The sequence below is a fragment of the Stenotrophomonas sp. LM091 genome, assembly GCF_001806305.1.
Lineage (GTDB): Bacteria > Pseudomonadota > Gammaproteobacteria > Xanthomonadales > Xanthomonadaceae > Stenotrophomonas > Stenotrophomonas bentonitica_A.
On the sequence record NZ_CP017483.1, the window covers coordinates 3,572,906 to 3,595,635 of the forward strand.

The 22,730-nt window shown below is 67.4% G+C and carries 17 protein-coding genes and 1 pseudogene; 10 read left to right on the forward strand and 8 right to left on the reverse strand.

The window, feature by feature from the left end:
- Positions 1-208: 208 nt before the first annotated feature.
- Together BIZ42_RS15760 and BIZ42_RS15765 are read left to right on the forward strand one after the other, a co-directional pair.
- Positions 209-2,569: a TonB-dependent receptor gene (locus BIZ42_RS15760; RefSeq protein ID WP_083279878.1), complete on the forward strand. Its 2,361-nt coding sequence runs from the start codon at positions 209-211 to the stop codon at positions 2,567-2,569.
- Complete coding sequence (locus tag BIZ42_RS15765; protein ID WP_070426980.1) at positions 2,569-3,864, forward strand: aminotransferase class V-fold PLP-dependent enzyme; 1,296 nt, start codon at positions 2,569-2,571, stop codon at positions 3,862-3,864. Before BIZ42_RS15760 ends, BIZ42_RS15765 begins: the two co-directional genes overlap by 1 nt.
- Positions 3,865-3,927: 63 nt before the next feature.
- Here BIZ42_RS15765 and BIZ42_RS15770 read toward each other — a convergent pair whose 3' ends face one another.
- The 3 genes from BIZ42_RS15770 to BIZ42_RS15780 all read right to left on the reverse strand — a co-directional run bounded on the left by BIZ42_RS15770 (position 3,928) and on the right by BIZ42_RS15780 (position 7,688).
- Entirely contained in the window at positions 3,928-5,220 is a 1,293-nt protein-coding gene (locus BIZ42_RS15770; RefSeq protein WP_070426981.1) for a DUF445 family protein, read from the reverse strand.
- A 160-nt stretch (positions 5,221-5,380) separates the two neighbouring features.
- Positions 5,381-6,256 carry a plasmid replication/partition related protein gene (locus BIZ42_RS15775; RefSeq protein WP_070426982.1) on the reverse strand — a complete coding sequence of 292 codons (876 nt, stop codon included), beginning with the start codon at positions 6,254-6,256 and terminating at the stop codon, positions 5,381-5,383.
- Between the two features lie 79 nt (positions 6,257-6,335).
- Positions 6,336-7,688, reverse strand: coding sequence for an aspartate aminotransferase family protein (locus BIZ42_RS15780; protein WP_070426983.1), 1,353 nt, complete (start codon positions 7,686-7,688; stop codon positions 6,336-6,338).
- A 114-nt stretch (positions 7,689-7,802) separates the two neighbouring features.
- On the opposite strand from BIZ42_RS15780, the gene BIZ42_RS15785 reads away from it, so the two are divergent.
- Positions 7,803-9,305, forward strand: coding sequence for an aldehyde dehydrogenase (locus BIZ42_RS15785; RefSeq protein ID WP_070426984.1), 1,503 nt, complete (start codon positions 7,803-7,805; stop codon positions 9,303-9,305).
- A 6-nt stretch (positions 9,306-9,311) separates the two neighbouring features.
- Here the strand turns inward: BIZ42_RS15785 and BIZ42_RS15790 are convergent, their stop codons facing one another.
- Positions 9,312-9,938, reverse strand: a complete 627-nt coding sequence (locus BIZ42_RS15790; protein ID WP_070426985.1) for a hypothetical protein — start codon at positions 9,936-9,938, stop codon at positions 9,312-9,314.
- A 172-nt stretch (positions 9,939-10,110) separates the two neighbouring features.
- On the opposite strand from BIZ42_RS15790, the gene BIZ42_RS15795 reads away from it, so the two are divergent.
- Complete coding sequence (locus BIZ42_RS15795) at positions 10,111-11,388, forward strand: MFS transporter (RefSeq protein WP_070426986.1); 1,278 nt, start codon at positions 10,111-10,113, stop codon at positions 11,386-11,388.
- Here BIZ42_RS15795 and BIZ42_RS15800 read toward each other — a convergent pair whose 3' ends face one another.
- The 4 genes from BIZ42_RS15800 to BIZ42_RS15815 all read right to left on the reverse strand — a co-directional run bounded on the left by BIZ42_RS15800 (position 11,389) and on the right by BIZ42_RS15815 (position 16,448).
- Positions 11,389-11,850, reverse strand: coding sequence for a bacteriohemerythrin (locus BIZ42_RS15800; protein WP_019185865.1), 462 nt, complete (start codon positions 11,848-11,850; stop codon positions 11,389-11,391). It abuts the gene before it with no gap.
- A 70-nt stretch (positions 11,851-11,920) separates the two neighbouring features.
- Positions 11,921-13,267 (reverse strand): diguanylate cyclase, encoded by a 1,347-nt coding sequence (locus BIZ42_RS15805; RefSeq protein ID WP_070426987.1) that lies wholly within the window; start codon positions 13,265-13,267, stop codon positions 11,921-11,923.
- Positions 13,268-13,398: 131 nt separating this feature from the next.
- Positions 13,399-14,976: an MASE1 domain-containing protein gene (locus BIZ42_RS15810; RefSeq protein ID WP_070427571.1), complete on the reverse strand. Its 1,578-nt coding sequence runs from the start codon at positions 14,974-14,976 to the stop codon at positions 13,399-13,401.
- Between the two features lie 185 nt (positions 14,977-15,161).
- Positions 15,162-16,448, reverse strand: coding sequence for an FAD-binding oxidoreductase (locus BIZ42_RS15815; RefSeq protein WP_070426988.1), 1,287 nt, complete (start codon positions 16,446-16,448; stop codon positions 15,162-15,164).
- 207 nt (positions 16,449-16,655) lie between these two features.
- Here BIZ42_RS15815 and BIZ42_RS19375 point away from each other — a divergent pair.
- The 6 genes and pseudogenes from BIZ42_RS19375 to BIZ42_RS15840 form a co-directional block, all read left to right on the forward strand.
- Positions 16,656-17,035, forward strand: a pseudogene (locus BIZ42_RS19375) (gamma-glutamyl-gamma-aminobutyrate hydrolase family protein); the annotation flags it as partial.
- Positions 17,032-18,426: a glutamine synthetase family protein gene (locus BIZ42_RS15820; RefSeq protein WP_019185860.1), complete on the forward strand. Its 1,395-nt coding sequence runs from the start codon at positions 17,032-17,034 to the stop codon at positions 18,424-18,426. The pseudogene BIZ42_RS19375 and the gene BIZ42_RS15820, both read left to right, overlap by 4 nt.
- Positions 18,427-18,559: 133 nt before the next feature.
- A complete protein-coding gene (locus tag BIZ42_RS15825) occupies positions 18,560-19,666 on the forward strand; it encodes a polyamine ABC transporter substrate-binding protein (RefSeq protein WP_046272012.1) in 1,107 nt (368 codons plus the stop codon).
- A 163-nt stretch (positions 19,667-19,829) separates the two neighbouring features.
- A complete protein-coding gene (gene potA / locus BIZ42_RS15830; protein ID WP_070426989.1) occupies positions 19,830-20,963 on the forward strand; it encodes a polyamine ABC transporter ATP-binding protein in 1,134 nt (377 codons plus the stop codon).
- The gene (locus tag BIZ42_RS15835) at positions 20,960-21,871 is read left to right on the forward strand and encodes an ABC transporter permease subunit (protein ID WP_070426990.1); all 912 of its coding nucleotides are present in this window, start codon (positions 20,960-20,962) and stop codon (positions 21,869-21,871) included. Before potA ends, BIZ42_RS15835 begins: the two co-directional genes overlap by 4 nt.
- Complete coding sequence (locus BIZ42_RS15840) at positions 21,868-22,713, forward strand: ABC transporter permease subunit (RefSeq protein WP_070426991.1); 846 nt, start codon at positions 21,868-21,870, stop codon at positions 22,711-22,713. The genes BIZ42_RS15835 and BIZ42_RS15840 overlap by 4 nt, the downstream gene beginning before the upstream one ends.
- The last annotated feature ends 17 nt before the right edge of the window (positions 22,714-22,730 follow it).

The following is a 22,730-nucleotide window of genomic DNA, read 5'->3' on the forward strand; positions in this document are numbered from 1 at the left end:
TTCGTTAGACAAGCGTCATGGCGGTGTCGAGAGCGGGGAAAGCCGTGCGCTGGCGTATGTGTGGCGGGCTGCAAGAACGTCGCCTGCGTGTCATTGCCGGGCAATATCGCGTCAACAGACTGTGAGGATGTCGTGACACGCCGTTACGGCATCCCCCATCTGTTCGTCCGCGGAGTCGTCAGTGAATCGTTGTGTGCTTGCTGTAGCGGTGTTGTCCGTCCTTACCTTTGCCACGGCCGCCGATGCGCGTGCCGAGGCCGCCCCGGCAGGGACTGCCGCGGCCCCCGCCACCCTGGACACGATGATCGTCACCGGCACGCGCGGCAGCAACCGCACTCAGTTCGACACGCTGGCCCCGGTGGACGTGTTCTCGCAGGAAGAGATCCAGGCGATCGAGTCGTCCGACCTCAACGACGTGCTGGCCCAGCTGGTGCCTTCCTTCGTGGTCCAGCGCATGCCGATGAACGATGGCCTGGTGTTCGTGCGGCCGGCCACGCTGCGGGGTCTCTCGCCGGACCAGACCCTGGTGCTGGTCAACGGCCGCCGCTTCCACCGTTCGGCGCTGCTGGGCGCACGCGGCGCGCAGGGGCCGGACCTGGCGCAGATTCCAGTGCATGCGATCCAGCGCATCGAAGTGCTGCGTGATGGCGCGTCGGCGCAGTACGGCTCGGACGCCATCGCCGGGGTGATCAACATCATCCTGGATGACCGCGTCGGCGGGGAACTGTCGCTGGGCCTGTCCGAATACAGCGAAGGCGATGGGACCGGTCGCAAGATCGGCGGCCGGCACGGCTTCGCGCTGGGTGACAAGGGCAGCCTGTCGCTGTTCGCCGACTGGGACAAATCCGACGCGACCTCGCGCAGCCGCCAGCGCGCCGATGCGATCGCCTTCCAGAACGCCCACCCGGATCTGGTCGTGCCCGATCCGGTGCAGCGCTGGGGCCAGCCGGACCTGGAAAACCGCCATTTCGGCTTCAACCTCAACCTCGCCTTGAACGACAGCGTCGACCTCTACGGTTTCGGTCTGTACGGCCACAGCGAAGGCGTCAGTGATTTCAACTGGCGCAATCCCGATGGCACCGCCTCGGTCTATAACCGCAGCCGTGTGTTCCCCGGCTGGGACGCGCGCAGCCTGTACCCGACCGGCTTCAGCCCGAAGTACGGCAACGAGCAGGACGACCTGCAGGGCGTGCTCGGTCTGCGCGGTTACTGGGGCGAGCGCTGGCGCTGGGATGTGAGCGGCTCCTACGGGCGCAACCGCATCGACTACACGCTGGGCCATTCGATCAATGCCTCGCTCGGCCCGGACAGCCCCACCTCGTTCTACCTCGGCCGCCTCTCGCAGGAGGAGAAGAACCTCAACGCCGATATCGTCTATTCGCTGCCGGTCAGCGCGCTGGCCGCACCGATCAACATCGCCTTCGGCGCGGAGACGCGCGAGGAAACCTACGGGGTGGATGCCGGTGATCCGGCGTCGTATGCGATCGGCCCGGGGGCGGTCACCGGCCTGGCCGGTGGCGCCAACGGTGCGCCGGGTTTCAGTGCGGCCAATGCCGGGCGCTGGAGCCAGCGCAGCCGCGCGGCCTACATCGATGTCGAAGCGCCGTTGACCGCACGCTGGACGGTCGGCGCAGCCACCCGCTACGAGCACTTCTCGGCCTTCGGTGAGAGCGTGGACGGCAAGCTCTCCAGCCGCTTCGAGTTCACCCCGGACCTGGCCGTGCGCGGTTCGGTCTCCACCGGCTTCCGCGCGCCCACGCCGGGCCAGCTGTACACGCAGAGCACCCAGCAGGGACTGGATACCGTGACCTTGCAGGTGTTCACCACCGGTCGCCTGTCGCCCAGCGATCCGCTGGCGATCCAGCTCGGCGCCCAACCGCTCAAGCCGGAGCAATCGCGCACCGCCTCACTCGGGCTGACCTGGAAGAACGACCTGGGCTTCTCCGGCTCGGTGGACCTGTACGACATCAAGGTCACCGACCGTTTCAGCCAGTCGGCCTCGTTCGCGGTGCCCGCCGGCGTGCCCAATCCGCTGGCGTATACCTCGGTGAGTTTCTACACCAACGATTTCGACACCACCACCCGCGGTGTCGATGTAGTGGCCAGCCACACCACCGCACTCGGGGCGGGCCGGCTGAGCACGACGCTGGGCTACAACTACAACCAGACCCAGGTGGACAGCGGTGCCACCGGCGTGGCCACCAATGAAAGCCAGCGCCGCATTTTCGAAGAGCGCCTGCCGCGGCAGAAGGCCACGCTCAGCAGCACGTATGCGTGGGGCCGCTTCAGCGTGCTCGGCAAGCTGCGATACTACGGGGCATGGACGGACTCTTCGGGCAATGCCACCGGCGACATCTTCCAGCGCTTCGGAGCGATGAGCTTCGTCGATCTGGCCGTGAGCTGGAATGTCACCGAGCAGCAAACGCTGCGGATCGGCGCGGACAACCTGTTCAACCGCTACCCGGACGAGGCCAGCTTCCAGGCCAGCCGTGGCTTGATCTACTCGCGGAACGCGCCGTATGACACCGACGGCCGCAACCTCTACGCCGAATACCGGATCCGCTACTGATGGACCGGCAACGACGTGCTCTGCTGCGTGGCGCACTGGCCCTGCCAGTCGCTGCGGCACTCTCCGGTGCGAACGCCATGGACGCTGAGCCGCTGGCGCTGCCGGCAGTGGGCGCGCGCACGCCGGCCGAGCTGGCCGCCGACGAAACCTGGTGGGCCCAGGTGCGCGCGCTGTACGACCTCACCGACGAGGTCGTGATGCTGGACAACGGCTACTGGGGCGCGATGGCGCGCCCGGTGCTGCAGGCCTACCAGCAGGCCACCGCCACGGTGAATGCCGGCAACGCCTGGTTCGGGCGCTTGGCGTTTCCACCGCTGTTTGAGCAGGCCCGCGTGCGTCTGGGGCAGGTGCTGGGCGTGGAGACCGACGAAATCGTGCTCACCCGGGGCGCCACTGAAGCGATGCAGGTGCTGATCGGCAGCTACCGCGGGCTGTCGCCGGGTGATGCGGTGATGTATGCCGATACCGACTACGACAGCATGATCAGCGCGATGCAGTGGCTGCAGGCGCGGCGCGGTGTGCAGCCGGTGGCGATCACGCTGCCTGAGCCATTCGACCATGACAGCATCGTGGAGACGTACCGCCGCGCGCTGGCCGCCAACCCGCGCGTGCGCCTGCTCCTGCTGACCCACGTCAACCACCGCAACGGCATGCTGCTGCCGGTGGCCGAGATCGCCGCGCTGGCCAGGGCGGCGGGCGTGGAGGTGGTGCTCGATGCGGCGCACGGCATCGGCCAGGTGGATACGCCGCTACGCGCGCTGGGCGTGGATTTCATCGGGATCAACCTGCACAAGTGGATCGGCGCGCCGGTCGGCGTCGGCGCGGTGTATGTCCGCCGCGGGCGGCTGCGCGATCTGGATCCGTACATGGGCGAGCAGGACCACGACGACATCCGTACCCGTGTGCACACCGGAACGGTCAACTTCGCCGCCTACATGGCGTTGCCGGTCGCGCTGGATCTGCACGAGCGCATCGGCGTGGCCAACAAGCGGGCGCGGCTGCTCCGCCTGCGCAATCAGTGGATGGACGCGTTGCGCGGCGACGAACGCCTCCAGCTGCTGGGCTCGGACGACCCGCGCCTGTCCAGTGCGATCACCTCGTTCCGGCTGCGCGGGCAGACCACGATGCGCGACAACACGGCCACCTCGCAGCGGATGGTGAAGCAGTCCGGCGTGTTCGTGGTGCCGCGCGAAGGGCTGGCTTCGGGCGCCTGCCTGCGGGTCACGCCGGGCATCTTCAGCACGCCGGCGCAGATGGACGCACTGGTGGCGGCGGTACTCGCGGCCGCTGGCTGAGGCACCCGGCGACGCTGGCGGTGACCTCGCCAGCGTCCGTCGGCAGGCCCGACGCGGGTCGGGTTACCAGTGGAACCACACCGTCAGCGCGTGCAGGATCACGCCGATCAGCCCCCCCACCAGGGTGCCGTTGAAGCGGATGAACTGCAGGTCGCGGCCCACGCTCAGTTCCAGCTGCTCGACCAGATGGCGTTCGTCCCAGCTTTTGACGGTCTGTGCGATGTGCTCGGTCACGCCGCTGCGCAGCCGCGTGGTCAGGCGCTCGGCACCGTCCATCAGGTGCTGGTTCAGCGCTTCGCGCAGTGACGGGTCGGCCTGCAGCGCCTCGCCTACGGAGGCCAGGCTGCGGCGCAGATGGCCGGCCAGTGCGGAATCCTCGCTGGCCAGGTCGGCGCGCAGGCTGGCATGGATGCGCGCCCACAGGCCCTGCACGTACTCCTGCACGGCCGGGTGGTCGATCACCTGCTGCTTGAGCTGTTCCACCTTCTCGGCCAGGGCCGGGTCTTCGCGCAGCCGCTGGATGTAGTCGCTCAGCCAGGTCTCGTAATCGCGACGCAGCGGATGCTCGGGCTGGGCCAGGATCTGCTGCAGTTCCTCCAGCACCGCATGCGCCAGGCGCTCGGCGAGGGTGTCACCGATCTCGTCGATCGGCTTGACCCAGTTGACGGTGCTGGCCAGCTTGGGCCACTCGCGCTGGATGTAGCCCACGATCAATGTGGACGCGCGGTCTTTGACCTTCTCGTTGCCCAGCCATTCGCTGATCCGGGTCAGGCCTTCGTCCAGCACGCGCTGGTGGCGGTTGTCGGCGGTGAGCAGGCCGAGCAGTTCTCCCGCGGTGGCGGCCGCGTTCCATTGCCGCAGCTGCTGGATCACAAAGCCCTGGATGCTCCGCCGCACGGCCGCCTCATCAAGGAAGTCCAGCGCCTGCAGCGCCCAGCCGCGCGCCATGTCGGCCAGCATGCGGGCCCGCGCCGGCTCGGCCAGCCAGCTGCCCAGGCGGCTGGCCGGATCGAACACCTGCAGCCGGGCCAGCAGGGCCTGCGGTTCCAGGAACTGGTCGCGCACGAACAGCGCCAGGCTGTCGGCGATCCGGTCCTTGCTGCGCGGGATGATGGCGGTATGCGGGATGGGCAGGCCGAGCGGGCGCCGGAACAGTGCCACCACCGCGAACCAGTCGGCCAGCGCGCCGACCGCGGCAGCCTCGCAGAACGCCGAGACCCAGGCCCAGATGCCGCGTTCGCCGTGCCAGTGGCTGACCGCGAAGCCGGCCAGCATCGCCACCAGCATGGCCAGGGCGATCAGTTTGAGCCGACGCAGCTGGGCGCGGCGCGGGTCGGGAGGGGAGGTGGGCGTCATGGCTGCAGTTTAACGACCCCGGCATGAGCAACAGGTAGTGCCGGCCGCTGGCCGGCAACCAGATGCCCCGCGCAGAAGCCACGGTAGTGCCGGCCGCTGGCCGGCAACCAGGCCCCCATCCGGAAGCCGTTGGCGTTGCCGGCCAGCGGCCGGCACTACCTCAGATGTCCGCCACCTGCTTGCGCAGCGCGGCCAGCTGCTGGCGCAGGGTGTCGTTTTCCAGGGTCAGCGCGATGATGCGCTGGCGCAGCTCGGCAGGGCCTTCGCCCAGTGCGTTGAGCGCATCGGCGATCTCGGCGGCGCGGCTGGGGTCGACCTCGGCGTCGCCGTCGGCACTGTGCAGCACCTCCTGGACCGGCTTGCGCGGCTTGCGCTTGGACTCGCGCACGCGCTTGGCGGCCTGCTTGAGCTCGTCCTTGCCGGCGGCGGCCGCGGCGCGTTGTTCGTCTTCGGGCAGGTCGGCCACGGCGGCCGCGGCGCTGATCGAGATCACCCCGGTCTTGACCGCTTCCACCAGCTCCGGTGCGGCCTGCTTGTGGATGCGCTCGATCATCGTCACCTGGCTGCTGCTCAGGCGCGCTTCGCGGGCCATGTCGGCGCGGCTGACCTTCGGCGCGGCCGCCCACGGCGGGCTGTCCTCGTCACCAGCATCGGCCGGGCCGCTGATCTCGCCATCGCTTTCCTTCTGCAGCTGGGCCTGATCGGCGCGGTGGCGCTCGGCCAGGATGTCGCGCTTGCGCAGCGCCAGCACGCCACGCTGGAAATCGGAGACGCTGCGGCGCCCCAGGTGCTGCTCGATCATCCACAGGTGGACGTCATCCATCGACTGGAAGCGGGTGTTCTGGATCGTCTGGAACGGCAGGCCGTGCTTCTGGCAGATGCCGTAGCGGTTGTGGCCATCGACCAGTACCTCGCCCCACAGCACCAGCGCGTCGCGGCAGCCCTCGGCGAGGATGCTGCGCTCCAGGGCGTCGTGCTCGTCCGGGGTCAGCGGGTCGATGTAGGCCTTGAGTTCTTCTTTGACGACAATGTCCATGCAATCCGGTACGCGAGCGAAACGTGACCGACCATTGTAAGGATCGCGGCGGTCGCCGTCGTCGCCGGTGGATTCAGCCTCAGCCGGTGGCGCGGATCATCTCGCCCAGTACGTCAACGATCCGGTCGATGTGGCTGCGCTCCAGGATCAGCGGGGGCGACAGGGCGATCACATCGCCAGTGCAGCGCACCAGCAACTGGCCATCGCGGAAGCAGCGCTCGAATACTTCATAGCCGCGCGCGCCGGGGGCGTCCTTGCGCGGCATCAGCTCGACTGCGCCGATCAGCCCGACGTTGCGGATGTCCACCACATGCGGCAGCCCTCGCAGGCTGTGCAGTCGCTCCTGCCAGTAATCACCCAGTTCCAGGGCGCGCTTGAACAGATGCTCCTCGGCATAGGTATCCAGCGCGGCCAGCGCAGCCGCACACGCCAGCGGGTGACCGGAATAGGTATAGCCGTGGAAAAATTCGATGGCGGCCGCCGGGCCCTGCATGAAGGCGCCGTGGATCGCATCGCTGGCCAGCACCGCGCCCATCGGCACCGCGCCGTTGGTCAGGCCCTTGGCCAGGGTCAGCAGGTCCGGGGTGACCCCGAAGCGTTGGGCGGCGAAGGCGTGGCCGACCCGGCCGAAACCGGTGATCACCTCGTCGAACACCAGCAGAATGCCGTGCTGGTCGCAGATCTCGCGCAGGCGCTGCAGATAGCCCGGCGCGGGCAGGATCACCCCGGCCGAACCGGCGATCGGCTCGACGAACACCGCGGCGATGGTGGAGGCATCGTGCAGCGCGATCAGGCGCTCCAGATCCTCGGCCAGTTCGGCCCCGTGGCGGGGCAGGCCAGGGCTGAAGGCATTGCGCTCCAGATCGAGCGTATGGCGCAGGAAATCGCTGCCGGGCAACAACGGCCCGAACGTCTTGCGGTTGTTGGGCAGGCCACCGATCGACATGCCGCCGAAGCCGACGCCGTGATACGCCTTCTCCCGCCCGATGAAGCGGGTGCGGTGACCCTCGCCGCGCAGGCGATGGTAGGCCAGCGCGATCTTCATCGCGGTATCCACCGCCTCGGAGCCGGAGTTGGTGAAGAACACATGGTTCAAGCTGGCCGGTGCCAGTGCGGCCAGCCGCTGCGCCAGCACGAACGGCAACGGCGAGCCCATCTGGAACGGTGGCGCGAAATCCAGCGTGGCGGCCTGCTGCTGGATCGCCTGGACGATCCGCGGCCGCGCATGCCCCGCGTTGCAGCACCACAGGCCGGCCGCGCCATCCAGGATCGGGCGGTCGTCGACGTCGTGGTAGTACATGCCCTCGGCGCGTACCAGCAGGCGCGGCGCAGCCTTGAACTGGCGGTTGGCGGTGAATGGCATCCAGTATGCGTCCAGCTCTGCTGGCGCTTGTCCGGCCAGGGTGGACAACGACAACTCGGGACGAGGCATGGGGCACTCCGCAGGGTCGCGACGGTCACGACTTTATCGCACCCGCATCACGTCACTCCGTGATGGCCGCGGGTATAAGCGCGTTACCCGACTCACTGAACGAGGACCACGCCGATGAACGCCGCACGCACCCGTGAGGACTGGCAGCGCCAGGCCGATGCACTGACCTTCCAGGGCCAGGCCTTCATCGATGGGCGCTACGTGGACGCAGCCAGTGGCGCGCGCTATGACTGCATCAGCCCGATCGATGGCCGCGTGCTGGTGCAGGTAGCCGACGCCGATACGACAGACGTTGACCGTGCGGTCGCCGCGGCGCGTCGCAGTTTCGATGCGGGCGACTGGTCGCGGGCGGCACCCTCGCACCGCAAGCGGGTGCTGCTGCGGCTGGCCGATCTGGTCGAGCAGCACGCCGATGCGCTCGCGTTGCTGGAAACCCTGGACATGGGCAAGCCGGTCCGCGACGCACGCGAAGGCGATCTGGCCGGTGTCGTGCGGTGCCTGCGCTGGACCGCCGAGGCGGTGGACAAGGTATACGGCGAAGTCGCCCCTACAGCGCTCGACACGCTGGGCCTGATCACCCGCGAGCCGGTCGGCGTTGTCGCGGTGATCGTGCCGTGGAATTTCCCGCTGCTGATGGCGTCGTGGAAAATCGCCCCGGCGCTGGCGGCAGGCAATTCCGTGGTCCTCAAACCCTCTGAACGCTCGCCGTTGAGCGCGATCCGCCTGGCCGCACTGGTGGCCGAGGCCGGTGTGCCCGATGGCGTGTTCAACGTACTGCCTGGCCACGGCGAGCGCACCGGTGAGCCGCTGGCGCTGCACATGGACGTGGATGCGCTGGCCTTCACCGGTTCCACCGCGGTGGGCCGCCGGTTGCTGCAATGCGCGGGCAGATCGAATCTCAAGCGCACCTGGCTGGAGTGCGGTGGCAAGAGCCCGAACCTGGTGTTCGCCGATGCGCCCGATCTGGACAAGGCCGCCCAGGCCGCCGCCACGGCGATCTTCTACAACCAGGGCGAGGTGTGCACCGCCGGCTCGCGCCTGCTGGTCCAGCGCTCGATCAAGGATGCCTTCGTGGCCCGGGTCCTGGCGCATGGGCGCCACATGCAGCCACAGCACCCGTTCGAGCCGGAGGCGGCGATGGGCGCGCTGGTCGACGACGCGCACGCCGGCCGCGTGCTGGACTACGTGGCCCGCGGCGAGGCCGAGGGCGCGCGCCTGCTGCTGGGTGGCAAACGCTTGGAGGTGGTGCCGGGTGGCAGCTATGTCGAGCCGACCGTCTTCGATGAGGTCGATCCGCAGCACACGATCGCCCGCGAGGAAATCTTCGGGCCGGTCCTCTCGGTGCTCACCTTCGATCACGAGGCGGACGCGCTGCGCATGGCCAATGATTCGATCTACGGGCTGGCCGCTGGCGTATGGACGCGCGACCTGGGCCGCGCGCACCGGGTGGCACGCGGCCTGCGTGCCGGCAGCGTCTGGGTCAACCAGTGGGATGGCGGCGACATGACCGCCCCGTTCGGTGGCTACAAGCAGTCCGGCATCGGCCGCGACAAATCCCTGCACGCCTTCGACAAGTACACCGAACTCAAGGCGACCTGGATCCACCTGGGCGGCTGACCTCGCTCAGCAGTCCTGGCTGTGGCGGACCAGCGACTCGCGCAGCAGGTCGCGATCCCGTTCATCCACGGCGTTGCGCAGGTAGTCGATCTGCTGCCGCGTCAGGCGGCACTGGTCCACCGTGTAGCCGGGGGGCCAGGCACCGATCAGCTGGAAAATGCCCTGCACGATCTGCTCCGGCGACATTCCGGCGTTCATCCGGAAGCGCTCGCGCCGCGGTTGGAAGGCCGCGTGCACCTCACGGGCGCCCAGCACGCGCGGGGCCAGTGAGGCTGCTTCGATGCCGCTGCCGGTCAGCGACGAAGGCACGCTCAGATCAAGCGGGGCGGTCACTTCCGGCACAGCCGGCGCGGCGGCGGCTGCGGCGACCGGCACGACCACGGCCGGCGCAGGCAGGCGCTGCGATGCGGCGGCCTGCCGTGTGCGGGGCGTCGTGGCACTGGGCGGTGGCGAAACCGGTACCGGCAACGGGCGAGGCAGCCAGTACACCTGCAGGCGCTCATCCGCGAAGGCATCACCCGGGCCGGGTGAACGCAGCAGCACGCCCAGCATCAGCCCGTGTACGGCCATCACCACCGCGATGGCGGTGGGCCGGGTCCAGCGCGAGCGGGCACGCTTCCTTGAGCCTGACATCCGGAACCTTCCTGGCGGGGGACCGCGGTCAGACCCGGTGAGCGGGTGGAAGTTCCTGACCGGCACGCAGCCTGTGGACCCGGTCACTGGCTGACAGTCTCGTCTGCAACCATCGCGGCAGGCGTGGGAAGGCCGTGGCAGAATCCGGCAGCTGCCCTTTTCTGCGTACCCGATGTCCACACCTGCTGTCGCACCCGTCGTGAACTCCCCCCGCCGCATCCTGCTGGCGAGCCTGATCGGCACCACCATCGAGTTCTTCGATTTCTACATCTACGCCACCGCGGCGGTGCTGGTGTTTCCGCACCTGTTCTTCCCCGAGAGCAGCGATGGCGCGGCGATGCTGCAGTCGCTGGCGACCTTCGCCGTAGCCTTCATCGCGCGGCCGGTCGGCTCGGCGGTGTTCGGTCACTACGGCGACCGCATCGGGCGCAAGGCCACGCTGGTGGCGGCATTGCTGACGATGGGGGTTTCCACGGTGGCCATCGGCCTGCTGCCCACGCATGCCAGCATCGGCCTGGTCGCGCCGGCACTGCTGGCGCTGTGCCGTTTCGGGCAGGGCCTGGGGCTGGGGGGAGAGTGGGGTGGTGCGGTGCTGCTGGCCACCGAGAATGCACCGCCCGGCAAGCGCGCCTGGTACGGCATGTTCCCGCAGCTGGGTGCTCCGCTGGGCTTCCTGCTCTCGGCCGGTATCTTCCTGCTGCTCGGCCGCGCGATGAGCGAGGCTGATTTCCTGCAATGGGGGTGGCGCGTGCCCTTCCTGGCCAGTTCGCTGCTGGTCGGCATCGGCCTGTGGGTGCGCTTGAACATCCACGAGACCCCGCAGTTCCAGGCCACGCTGGACCGCAACGAGCGGGTAAGGCTGCCGATGTGGAGCGTGCTGCGCGACCACCCGTTGACGCTGGTGCTGGGCACGCTGGGAGCGTTCGCCACCTTCGTGCTGTTCTACCTGATGACGGTGTTCACCCTCGGCCATGGCACCACCGTGCTGGGGTACTCGCGCGAGCAGTTCCTGCTGCTGCAGATGGTCGGCATCCTGTTCTTCGCGGCGGGCATTCCCATTTCCGCGCTGTACGGCGACCGTTGGGGCACACGCCGCACGATGATCGTGGCCAGCGGCCTGATCCTCGCCTTCGGCGTGGCGTTCGCGCCGCTGTTCCAGGCCGGCAGCCCGTGGCTGGTGCTGGGGTTCCTGGCGCTGGGCCTGTTCCTGATGGGCCTGACCTACGGCCCGTGCGGCACCTTCCTGGCCGAGATCTATCCGGTGCAGGTGCGCTACACCGGCGCCTCGCTTTCGTTCAACCTGGCCGGCATTCTCGGTGCGGCCCCGGCGCCGTACGTGGCCACCTGGCTGGCCGAACGCTATGGCCTGGTCGCAGTGGGCTATTACCTGTGCGTCACCGCATTGATCACCATCGTCGCCCTGCTGGCGATGGGCCGGCGCGGGCGCTGATCAGCGGAAGAAGCGCTTGAGCGTGCGGCCCAGCCAACTGCCCTGCTGGTGCTCGCGCGCGAACTGGTTGAGATGCTGCTTGACCTGCGGTGCGTAGGCCTTGTCGTCGCCCCGGATATGATTGAACAGCCAGCGCGAGAGCATCGTGCGCAGCTCTTCGGTGATGTCCTCACCGGCCTGGAAACGCAGCCGGTACTCGCCCACGCGCTTGCCGAAGATCTCATGCACGCGCTTGTGCGCCGAACAGAACGGATAGCCGGCTTCCTCCATCAGCTCTTCTTCGAAGGCGAAATGGGACATCGTGTAATCCACCAGCTCGTCGATCACCTCGGCCACGGCCAGCCGCTCCAGGCTCTTCTGGGCGACATGCAGGTGGTTGAGCATCTCCACGATGCGCATGTGCTGGTGATCGATGACATCGATACCGATGTTCAGATCATCCTGCCAGACCAGAAGTGCCATGGTGCGTTCCCCGTGCTGTTCAACTGGGGGCGACTCTAGGCAGTCGCGGCCGGGGCCGCGTTGATCTCGATCAAGGCACCAGGGCAGGCTCGCGCTGGCGTGGGCCGGTGGCCACGGTGGCGCAGTGGACCCGGTTGCGGCCGGCGGCCTTGGCCAGGTACAGCTGGCGGTCGGCTTCGGAAATCAGCCGGTGCAGCGAGTCGCGCTGCGGACGCAGGCAGCACAGCCCAATGCTCACCGTCATGCGCAGCGTGGTGTGGCCCAGGTCGACCTCCAGCGCGGCGATGGCCTGGCGCAGTTCGTCGAAGTAGTGCATGGCCTGCTCTTCATCCATCCCGGGCACCAGCAGGCAGAACTCCTCGCCACCGAAGCGCGCGATCAGGTCTTCCTGGCGCGCGTGCTGGGCGACCGCCGCGGCCACCGCGCGCAGCGCGTCATCGCCGGCCTCATGGCCGTGGGTATCGTTGATGTGCTTGAAGTGGTCGATGTCGATCATCGCCACCGCCACCTGCTCGCCATCCAGATGCAACTGCGGCAGCTGGCGCTGGCTCTGTTCCAGGAAGCAGCGGCGATTGGGCAGGCCGGTCAGGAAATCGCGGGTGGCCAGGTCCTGCAGGGTGCCGATCAGCTCCAGCTGGTCCACGTTCTGCGAGACGCGGCAGAAGAACTCCTCGCGCGAGAAGGGCTTGCGCAGGAAATCGTTGGCGCCGTTCTTGAGGAAGCGCGGGATCAGCGACGGGTCGGTATTGCCGGAGATCCCGATCACCGCCAGCTTGTCGCGTGAGCGCATCGTGCGCAGGCGGCGGGTGAACTCCACCCCCTCCATGCCCGGCATTTCCTGGTCGACCACGGCCAGCCGGATCGCCGGGTGCGCTTCGATCGCCTTCAGCCCTTCGGCACCGTCGGCCGCCTCGTAGACATCATGCCCGTACATGCGCAGCAGCGAGGCGGCGTACATCCGTGCCGACATCGAATCATCCACCACCACTGCGGCGATCCGCCGGTTGCGTTCCAGCCGCTGTACCAGCCACACCAGGTAATCGATGCTGCCCGGCGTGTTCTTCAGCACGTAATCGATGATCTGCTGCTGCAGCACCCGTTTGCGCAGGTCTTCGTCGTAGACGCCGCTGACCACCACCGTGGGCAATCCACGTGAGAGGAAGTAGTCCACCACGGTATCGCGGTCACCATCGGCCAGCACCAGGCCGGTCAGGACCAGGAACCAGCCCTGTTCCTCATCCAGCAACCGCCCGGCCTCGGCCAGGCTGGTCGCGACCGACACCGGCAGCTCCAGCCGCTGCTCGATCGCCTCGCGCAGCATGCTGGTGAACGTGCGCGAGTTTTCCACCAGCAGGATCCGCTGGGGCAGGGCATCACCGGGGTCGCTGAGGACAGCGCCCTGCAACAGTGCCGGCATGAGGCGTACGCTCGGTTCCGAGTGGGTCGGGACTGGTAGCGGCGGTTTCACGCGTAACTTTAGGGGTGGTCGACGCGTTCCGTCCGTGCTCGCCGAAGGCCTGGACATTCCGTCGCCCGATCAGGCAGGCGCTATGCGCACCCCGTGCGCAGCAGCGTTTCACTCCGTTGCAGGACGGGGAGGGCGGTCTCCCTCAGCAGAATCCTGATGCGATTGTGGCGGCAATGCACTCTCCCGCCATGGGCAAGCACGCGTGCCGTCAGCTGCTCACGCGCCAGGTCCGTCGTTGCCCAGGAGAGCGCGCGGCCTCTGTCCAGCAGCGCCACCACCATGACGATTCCGCGCTGCTCCCGCACGCGGCCGCAACGTGTCTGGATACTGAGCTGCCCGGTTTCCTGCCCCAGCAGAAGAGACACAGCATCACTCAACGTCCGATAGGCCGCCAATTGCAGTTCCACACTCAAATGACAGGGATTGCCGGCGAGGCGTGGACGGGTTACGCGATGCGTTTCTTCCCAGGCCTGGCGAAGACCGCCAGTCTGCATGGTCAGATAAAGGCCGAGCTGCTCAAGCGAGGTTGGATAGAGGAGGCTGGTCTGTTCGCGGAACTGTCGTGCGTGCTTCGCCGATGCACGTAGCAGGTCAGTGGCGGTATCGTGGTGACCGTGCGACTGAAGCCATGTCATCACCTGGCTGAGTGAAGCATCGATTCCATCGCCGATTTCCCTCAGATGAAGCGCGCGCTCTTTGAGGTGCATTTCCGTGGAGATCTGAGACGTTCTGGCTAGCGCCCGGGCCGCTTCTTCGGCCAGCGCGCGGGCCCTGTACTGCTGGCGGTAATAGCTGATGCTCGAGCCCAGCGCCAGGAGCGCGATGCTGAGCACTGCCATGCTCTGCTGCGTGGCGAAGGTCTCTGCGTCGAAGGATTCGGGATGGCCGGAACTGGGCGTCGTCATGTGGATGATCAGGTTCAGCAGCGGAACGCCGATGGCGGCGCCGCGCCATCCATGCATGCACGTGAGCGCAATCGCAGGCAGGGCCATCAACAGCAGCACGCTGGCCTTGGCACCAGCGGTTTCCGGTGCCATCACGGTGGCCGACAGTCCGAGCAGAAGGGTCAGCCCGATGGCGGCCAGGGTGGGCACCGTGAAGCGCCTCGACCACTCTGGTTCACTCCGCCGACGTGTCCAGAGCAACGCAGGCAACGCGACGGTCAAGATGGCAATGAAATCGCCCAGAAACATGCGGGCTGCGCCGCTCAACGGCGGAATGGAGGGGGGTACCGGCCATAGCAGGTGCGATGCTGTGATATTGATCGTGGTGGCTGCAGCGGCGGAAGCGATCGCGACGGACACCAGCCAGATGTCGGTAGTACCTGCCATCATCCTGCGGTGTAGACGAACGATCATCGCCACGGCGGGCATGAGGAACGCCGAACCAAGGACGACCCATAGCCAGCCATACTTACCGATCATCGGAACGCGCATCTGCGCAAAGTAGGCGTACTCCCCAAGGAGGAGGTAAGGCCACAGTCGCGGTGGGCAGATCAGCAGTGCGGCAACGCGCACGCCGGCCGGCAGGTAAAACTGGTCGAGGGATATTTTCCGAGCGCCCCAGCAGGCCACGGCGTACACCACCGCAAGGATCCATCCGGCCGGTTGGATACGCAGATTCAGATGAAGACCTTCGTTCGACCACTGCAGTCCCACGACCCCCTCCCATCTCGCCGGTGGAAAATCCCAGGGCGAGTGCCGAATCCGCACAAGCATCCGTTCCATGCTGACGGTATCGACAGAAGGCCGGTCGTGCAATTGCGGGATCGCGGCCGGGTCTCAGGCACCGGGTCGCGCCGGTTCAGTTTCTGTAACACGCAGGATGCCGGCCCCTTGAACCCTCACCACAACGCATCGCGCAGCTTGTACCAGGACATCGCCGCCACCAGCAGCGGCGTCCGCAGCATGCGCCCGCCGGGGAACGGGCGGTGCGGGATACGCTCGAACACGTCCAGCCGCTCCGCCTGCCCGGCAATCGCCTCGGCCAGCACTTGGCCTGCCAGGCCCGCAGCGGCAACACCGTGGCCGGAAAAGCCCTGCGCGAAATAGACATTCGGGGTCAGCCGGCCCCAGTGCGGGGCACGGTTGCGGGTGATGTCGACATAACCGCCCCACACGTACTCCAGCTCCACGTCGGCCAGCTGCGGGAACACCGCGCGCATTCGCCGGGTCATCACCCCACGCAGGCCGGGCGGGGGCAGGGCGGAGTAGCTGGCCTGGCCACCGAACAGCAGGCGGTGGTCGCGGCTCAGTCGGAAATAGTCCAGCGCCCAGCTGACATCGGCCACGGCCATGTCGTTGCGGATCAATGATTGCGCCCGCGCCTGCCCGAGGACCGCGCTGGCGCCGATGTAGGTGCCGACCGGCATGATCCGCGATTCCAGCTCGGGCGCGATGCCCTCCAGCCAGGCGTTGCCGGCGATCACCACGTGATCGGCGCTGACCGTGCCGTGCGCGGTACGCAGTTGCGGCCGGGCCCCCCGGATCAATTGCAGTACCGGCGACTGCTCGTGGATCACCGCCCCGGCTGCCTCGGCGGCACGGGCCAGGCCCTGTGCGTAGGCCAGCGGATGCAGGTGGCCGCTGTGAGGATCGAACATGGCCCCGCGATAGCGCGGACTGTCCAGTTGCCCGCGCAGCTGGGCGCGGTCCCACCACTCCAGGGGATAGTCGTAGCGCTGGGCCAGATCGATCAGCCCGGCGCGCAGCATGCGCTCCTGGCGGGGCTTGATCGGCACGCTGGCGTGGCCGTCGCGCCAGTCGCAGTCGATCTGGTGGCGGGCGATGCGGTCGCGCAGCAGGCGCATGCCGTCGCGCGAGAACTCGAACAGCGCCCGCGCATCTTCGGCGCCGACCAGATGCTCGAGCGTGTCCACCTCGCAGCCGTAGCCGACGATGGCCTGGCCGCCGTTGCGCCCTGAGGCCCCCCAGCCGACCCGGTGGGCCTCCAGCAGCATGACGCGATACCCGCGTTCGGCGAGGGTGAGCGCGGCGGAGAGGCCGGTGTAACCGGCGCCGAGCACGCAGACGTCGGCGTTCAGGTCGCCGGCCAGTGGCTCACGCAGCGGGACGTCTGCCACGCTGTCGGCGTACCAGCTGGGTGCGTGCGCCTCGCCGGCGGTGGTCATGCCGGGCTCCGGCGGGCGATGGACAGGTCAGGAATCATGGACAAAGGATGCCAGCAACCGAGGCGTGTAACAGCGGGCAGTCTGTCGCAGCGTCTGCCCCCGGCGTGTGAGGGGGGCGCGCGCCGACGAGGCGGCGCTGAGTTGCGCGGGCTCTGCGCGCAGGGGTAACGTGGCTGCAGGTCATCCGAGCATGACGCATGGTCTCGCCTGCATCCGCGCGTGCACGAGGTGCCGGGCCTGGGCGATCATCGCGAAGACCCGCAGGCGGCGGTCGAGGTCCAGTATGGTCCTGCACATGCGGTGCAGCTGTCCGAAGGCGGTTGGCTGGCCGGCTGGGCCGGGGCGCCCACGGCAACGGTCAATTCCGTGCACGGGCAGGCATCGACCGGTTGGCCGACGGGCTGCGGGTCGAGGCCATCGCCGCGGATGGGCTGATCGAAGCGGCGCGCAGTACCGCGCACCGGTTCGTGCTCGGGGTGCGGTGGCATCCTGAGTGGCGGGTGGCCGACAATCGGTTCTATCACAGCATTTTTCACGCTTTCGGCGATGCTTGTCGCCGCAACTCTCTTACAGCAGACCGGTCATGACCACCCGAACGCGTTCGCGCAAAGCCGCCCCCAAGCCTGTTCCGCAGGAGAGCACGCTGCTGCGCTGGCTCAAGGACCGGCGCATCACCGAGGTGGAGTGCCTGGTGCCGGACATCACCGGCAACGCGCGCGGCAAGATCATTCCGGCCGACAAGTTCTCGCACGATTACGGCACGCGCCTGCCGGAGGGCATCTTCGCCACCACCGTCACCGGCGAATTCCCGGACGACTACTACGAGCTGACCTCGCCCTCGGACTCGGACATGATCCTGCGCCCGGATGCCGACACCGTCCGCATGGTGCCATGGGCGACCGATCCCACCGCGCAGGTCATCCACGACTGTTTCACCAAGACCGGCGAGCCGCATGAGCTGGCCCCACGCAACGTGCTGCGCCGGGTGCTCAACGCCTATGCCGAGCTCGGCCTGCGCCCGGTGGTGGCCCCGGAGCTGGAGTTCTTCCTGGTCCAGAAGAACACCGACCCGGATTTCCCACTCTTGCCGCCGGCCGGCCGTTCCGGTCGCCCGGAGACGGCGCGCCAGTCGTACTCGATCGACGCGGTCAACGAGTTCGATCCGATCCTCGATCTGATGTACGACTACTGTGACGCGATGAAGCTGGACGTGGACACGCTCATCCACGAATCCGGCGCCGCGCAGCTGGAGGTCAACTTCACCCACGCCAATGCGATGGACCTGGCCGACCAGGTGTTCCTGTTCAAGCGCACCATGCGCGAGTCGGCGATGCGCCACGGTATCTATGCCACCTTCCTGGCCAAGCCGATGGAGAACGAGCCGGGCAGTGCGATGCACATCCACCAGAGCCTGCTGCGGATCAGCGATGGCAGCAATGTGTTCAGCGGTGAGCACGGCGGTGAGGATTTCAGTCCGCTGTTCGGCCATTACCTGGCCGGCCTGCAGAAGTACGTGCCGGCGGCGATGGCGTTCTTCGCGCCGAACGTGAACTCCTACCGCCGGCTGATGTTCGGCGAGGTCTCCCCGAGCAACGTGCACTGGGGCTTCGACAACCGCACCTGCGGGCTGCGGGTGCCGCTGGATACGCCGGAGAACATGCGGGTGGAAAGCCGGTTCGCCGGCTCCGATGCCAACCCCTATCTGGCGATCGCCGCGACCCTGGCCGCCGGGCTGCTGGGCATCCGCGAGCAGGGCTCGCCCACCGCCCCGATCAGCGGCAGCGCCAAGGAGCTGGGCTACGACCTGCCACGCTCGCTGGGCGAGGCGCTGGACGGGCTGGAAGGCTGCCCGGCGCTGCGCGAGATGCTCGGCGAGCGCTTCTGCCGCGCCTATGTGTCGGTCAAGCGCAAGGAATACGAGACCTTCTTCCGGGTCATCAGCTCCTGGGAGCGCGAGTTCCTGCTGCTCAACGTCTGACCCCACGCACCACATCCGGCATGGCCGTGAGGGCCGTGTGCTGGGAAAATGGGGGCATGCCCGGTAGGCTGGCACCCGTTGCGCCGGTCCGGCCGGTTCCCCCCAAACTCGCACCTGACCTGTGGAGAGTCCGATGAAGCTGCGAATCCTCACCCTCGGCATTGCCGTATCCGTGCTGACCGCCTGTGGCGGCGGTGACAAGCAGGACGACGCCAAGGTGCTGAACGTCTACAACTACAGCGACTACATCGCGGAAGACACCATCCCGAACTTCGAGAAGGCCACCGGCACCAAGGTGACCTATGACGTGTTCGACAGCGATGAGATGGTCGAAACCAAGCTGCTGGCCGGCAACAGCGGCTACGACGTGGTCGTGCCGACGCTGAATTTCTTCGGCCGCCAGATCAAGGCCGGCGTGTTCCTGCCGCTGGACAAGAGCAAGATCCCGAACCTGGCCAATCTCGACCCGAGTGTGATGAAGCGCATCGCGCAGCAGGACCCGGGCAACGAATACGGCGTGCCGTACATGATCGGCACCACCGGCATCGGCTACAACGTGGAACTGCTCAAGCAGCGCTTCGGCGGCAGCACCGAGATCGCCAACAGCTGGGACCTGATCTTCAAGCCCGAAAACATCGCCAAGATGAAGGACTGCGGGATCACGATCCTGGATACGCCGTCGGACATGATCCCCATCGCGCTGCATTACCTGGGCGAGGATCCGCACAGCCAGGACCCGGCCACGCTGGAGAAGGCCGCCGCGCTGCTCAAGACCATCCGCCCGTACGTGCAGAACTTCCACTCCTCGCAGTACGTGGGCTCGCTGGCCAACGGCGGTACCTGCCTGGTGGTGGGCTGGTCAGGTGACATCATCCAGGCCCGCGACCGCGCGGCCGAGGCCTCCAACGGCGTGACCGTGGCCTACTCGATCCCGCGCGAAGGCGCCCCGCAGTGGTTCGACATGCTGGCCATCCCCAAGGATGCCAAGCACCCGGAGGCCGCCTACGCCTTCATCAACTACCTGCTCGAGCCCAAGGTCGCCGCGGCCAACACCAACTTCATCCATTACGCCAACCCGGTGACCACGGCCACGCCGCTGGTGGACGAGGCGATCCGCACCGATCCGACCATCTACCCGCCGGCCGATGTGGCGGCCAAGATGTTCACCTACTCGATCAACACGCCGGAGGTGGACAAGCTCTACACCCGGCTGTGGACCGAGGTGAAAACCGGGCGCTGAGTGCCCCCTGCGACGCTGGCCCCGCGCCGGCGTCGTCGTTTCGGGGGCCGCGTGCGTCCGGGGCCGGCAACGCGGGCCGCCCCGCCGGGTAGCACATGACGCGGCCACCACCGGTAAAATGGGATGCTCCCCCCGTCCTGCCGCCGCTCCTGGAGCCGCCCCCATGCCATTTGAAGCCAAGCCGGAAGGCGCGGTCCTCCCGGTCCTGGAACCGGGTTACCTGTCCATCCGCGCGCTGCGCAAGGAGTTCGACGGCTTCGTCGCGCTCGACGACGTCACCCTGGACGTGCGCAAGGGCGAGATCTTCGCGCTGCTGGGTGGCTCGGGCAGCGGCAAATCGACGCTGCTGCGCTGCCTGGGCGGCTTCGAGACCCCCACCCAGGGCACCATCGACCTGGACGGCCAGCGCATCAACGCGCTGCCGCCGTACCAGCGCCCGATCAACATGATGTTCCAGTCCTATGCGCTGTTCCCGCACATGACGGTAGAGCAGAACATCGCCTTCGGCCTGAAGCAGGACGGCATGGCCCGCGATGCGATCAATCGCCGTGTCGGCGAGATGCTGGAGCTGGTGCAGCTGGGCAAGCTGGCCAAGCGCAAGCCGCATCAGCTCTCCGGTGGCCAGCAGCAGCGCGTGGCGCTGGCGCGGTCACTGGCCAAGGGCCCGAAGCTGCTGTTGCTGGATGAACCGATGGGCGCGCTGGACAAGAAGCTGCGCTCGCAGATGCAGCTGGAGCTGGTCAACATCATCGAGACCACCGGGGTGACCTGCGTGATGGTCACCCACGATCAGGAAGAGGCCATGACCATGGCCACCCGGATCGCGGTGATGGATGCCGGCTGGATCCAGCAGGTCGGCAAGCCGGATGAAATCTACGAACAGCCGGCCAACCGGTTCGTGGCCGAGTTCATCGGTTCGGTGAACCTGTTCGATGGGGTGCTCGATGAGGACCTGCCCGAATACGTCACGGTGCGCACGCCGCTGTTCCCTGCGCCGATCTACGTTGCCCACGGCATCACCGGCTACGAAGGCCAGCCGGTAGCCTTCGCGCTGCGCCCGGAGAAGGTGATGATCGGCAAGGACGAACCGGCCGGCGACACCAACAAGGCGCAGGGCGTGATCGAAGAGATCGCCTACTTCGGCAGCCACTCGGTGTTCCATGTGCGCCTGCCGAGCGGGGCCAAGGTGCTGTCCAACTTCGCCAACTCGCAGCGCTGGGCCAGCGATGGCCTGACCTGGGGCGACACCGTCTGGGTGCACTGGCGCGACAACGACGGCGTGGTGCTGACCTCATGACCGCAACCGGCTGGAAGCGCTGGCTCCCGGGCACGCGCGCCGGCGTGATCGCCGCGCCGTACCTGTGGCTGCTGCTGTTCTTCGCGGTGCCGTTCGTGATCATCCTGATGATCTCCTTCGCGCGCACCCAGGTCGGCTCGCCGCCGTACACCTGGCTGCTGGAGTACGTGGACGGCGCCTTCTCGCTCAAGCTCAACCTGGGCAGCTATGCGGCCCTGGTCAAGGACAACCAGTACCTGCTGGCCTACCTGAGCTCGATCAAGATCGCGGTCATCTCGACCCTGCTCACGCTGTTGATCGGCTACCCGATGGCGTATGTGATCTCGCGGATGAGCCCGGCCGCGCGCAACGTGGCGATGATGCTGGTGGTGCTGCCCTCGTGGACCTCGTTCCTGATCCGCGTGTATGCCTGGATCGGCATCCTGGACCGCAACGGCCTGCTCAACCAGCTGCTGCTCAAGCTGGGCCTGATCGATGCACCGCTGCAGATCCTGTACACCCCGACCGCAGCCTACATCGGCATCGTGTACTGCTACCTGCCGTTCATGGTGCTGCCGCTGTACGCCAACCTGGTCAAGCTGGACAACCGCCTGCTCGAGGCCGCCTACGACCTCGGCGCCAAGCCGTGGCAGGCCTTCATGCGCATCACGCTGCCGCTCTCGCGCACCGGCATCATCGCCGGCTGCATGCTGGTGATGATCCCGGCCGTGGGTGAATTCGTGATTCCGGAAATGCTGGGCGGGCCGGACACGCTGATGATCGGTCGCGTGCTGTGGGGCGAGTTCTTCAACAACCGCGACTGGCCGACGGCCTCGGCGGTGGCGATCGTGATGCTGGCCCTGCTGCTGGTGCCGATCCTGCTGTTCAACCGCATGCAGCAGCGCGAGCTGGAAGGAAAGCTGGCATGAGCATGGTGCGCGGCAACCGCTGGTTGGGCTGGAGCCTGCTCGGGCTGGGCTTCGCCTTCCTGTACCTGCCGATCCTGTTGTTGATGGTGTATTCCTTCAACGCCTCCAAGCTGGCCACGGTGTGGTCGGGCTTCTCCACGCGCTGGTACGGTGAGCTGTTCAACAACCGCCAGATCCTGGACGCGCTGTGGATCAGCCTGAAGGTCGCATTCTGGACGGCCTGCGCGGCCACCGTGCTCGGCACGATGGCGGCGATGGTGATGACCCGCATGCGCCGCTTCCCGGGCAAGACCCTGTTCGGGGCGTTGATCACCGCACCGCTGGTGATGCCCGAAGTGATCCTGGGCTTCTCGCTGATGACCCTGCTGGTGGCGATGGGCGGCATCCCCGGCTTTCCCAGCCGCGGCGTGACCAGCATCTGGATCGCGCACGTCACCTTCACCCTGTCCTTCGTGACCGTGGTGGTGTCTTCGCGGCTGCAGGAGCTGGACCGCTCGCTGGAGGAGGCCGCCATGGATCTCGGCGCGAGCCGGCTCAAGGTGTTCTTCCAGATCACCCTGCCGATCATCGCCCCGGCGCTGGTGGCCGGCTGGCTGCTGGCGTTCACGCTCTCCCTTGATGACGTGGTGATCGCCAGCTTCGTGGCCGGGCCGAACTCCACGACCTTGCCGATGAAGGTGTTCTCCTCGGTGCGGATGGGCATCAAGCCCGAGATCAACGCGCTGGCCACCTTGATGGTGTTGGCGGTGTCGATCGCGGCCGTGGTGGGCTGGTACATCACCGCCCGGGCCGAGAAGCGCCGCCAGCGTGACATGCAGATGGCACTGCAGGACCCCAGCTGAACGGTGCCGGGGCAGGG

Excerpts from the sequence above, each read along its gene's own strand:
- BIZ42_RS15765 (WP_070426980.1), top strand. The coding sequence starts at position 2,569 with ATGGACCGGCAACGACGTGCTCTGCTGCGTGGCGCACTGGCCCTGCCA.
- BIZ42_RS15770 (WP_070426981.1), bottom strand. The coding sequence starts at position 5,220 with ATGACGCCCACCTCCCCTCCCGACCCGCGCCGCGCCCAGCTGCGTCGG.
- BIZ42_RS15775 (WP_070426982.1), bottom strand. The coding sequence starts at position 6,256 with ATGGACATTGTCGTCAAAGAAGAACTCAAGGCCTACATCGACCCGCTG.
- BIZ42_RS15780 (WP_070426983.1), bottom strand. The coding sequence starts at position 7,688 with ATGCCTCGTCCCGAGTTGTCGTTGTCCACCCTGGCCGGACAAGCGCCA.
- BIZ42_RS15785 (WP_070426984.1), top strand. The coding sequence starts at position 7,803 with ATGAACGCCGCACGCACCCGTGAGGACTGGCAGCGCCAGGCCGATGCA.
- BIZ42_RS15790 (WP_070426985.1), bottom strand. The coding sequence starts at position 9,938 with ATGTCAGGCTCAAGGAAGCGTGCCCGCTCGCGCTGGACCCGGCCCACC.
- BIZ42_RS15795 (WP_070426986.1), top strand. The coding sequence starts at position 10,111 with ATGTCCACACCTGCTGTCGCACCCGTCGTGAACTCCCCCCGCCGCATC.
- BIZ42_RS15800 (WP_019185865.1), bottom strand. The coding sequence starts at position 11,850 with ATGGCACTTCTGGTCTGGCAGGATGATCTGAACATCGGTATCGATGTC.
- BIZ42_RS15805 (WP_070426987.1), bottom strand. The coding sequence starts at position 13,267 with ATGCCGGCACTGTTGCAGGGCGCTGTCCTCAGCGACCCCGGTGATGCC.
- BIZ42_RS15815 (WP_070426988.1), bottom strand. The coding sequence starts at position 16,448 with ATGACCACCGCCGGCGAGGCGCACGCACCCAGCTGGTACGCCGACAGC.
- BIZ42_RS15820 (WP_019185860.1), top strand. The coding sequence starts at position 17,032 with ATGACCACCCGAACGCGTTCGCGCAAAGCCGCCCCCAAGCCTGTTCCG.
- BIZ42_RS15825 (WP_046272012.1), top strand. The coding sequence starts at position 18,560 with ATGAAGCTGCGAATCCTCACCCTCGGCATTGCCGTATCCGTGCTGACC.
- potA (WP_070426989.1), top strand. The coding sequence starts at position 19,830 with ATGCCATTTGAAGCCAAGCCGGAAGGCGCGGTCCTCCCGGTCCTGGAA.
- BIZ42_RS15835 (WP_070426990.1), top strand. The coding sequence starts at position 20,960 with ATGACCGCAACCGGCTGGAAGCGCTGGCTCCCGGGCACGCGCGCCGGC.
- BIZ42_RS15840 (WP_070426991.1), top strand. The coding sequence starts at position 21,868 with ATGAGCATGGTGCGCGGCAACCGCTGGTTGGGCTGGAGCCTGCTCGGG.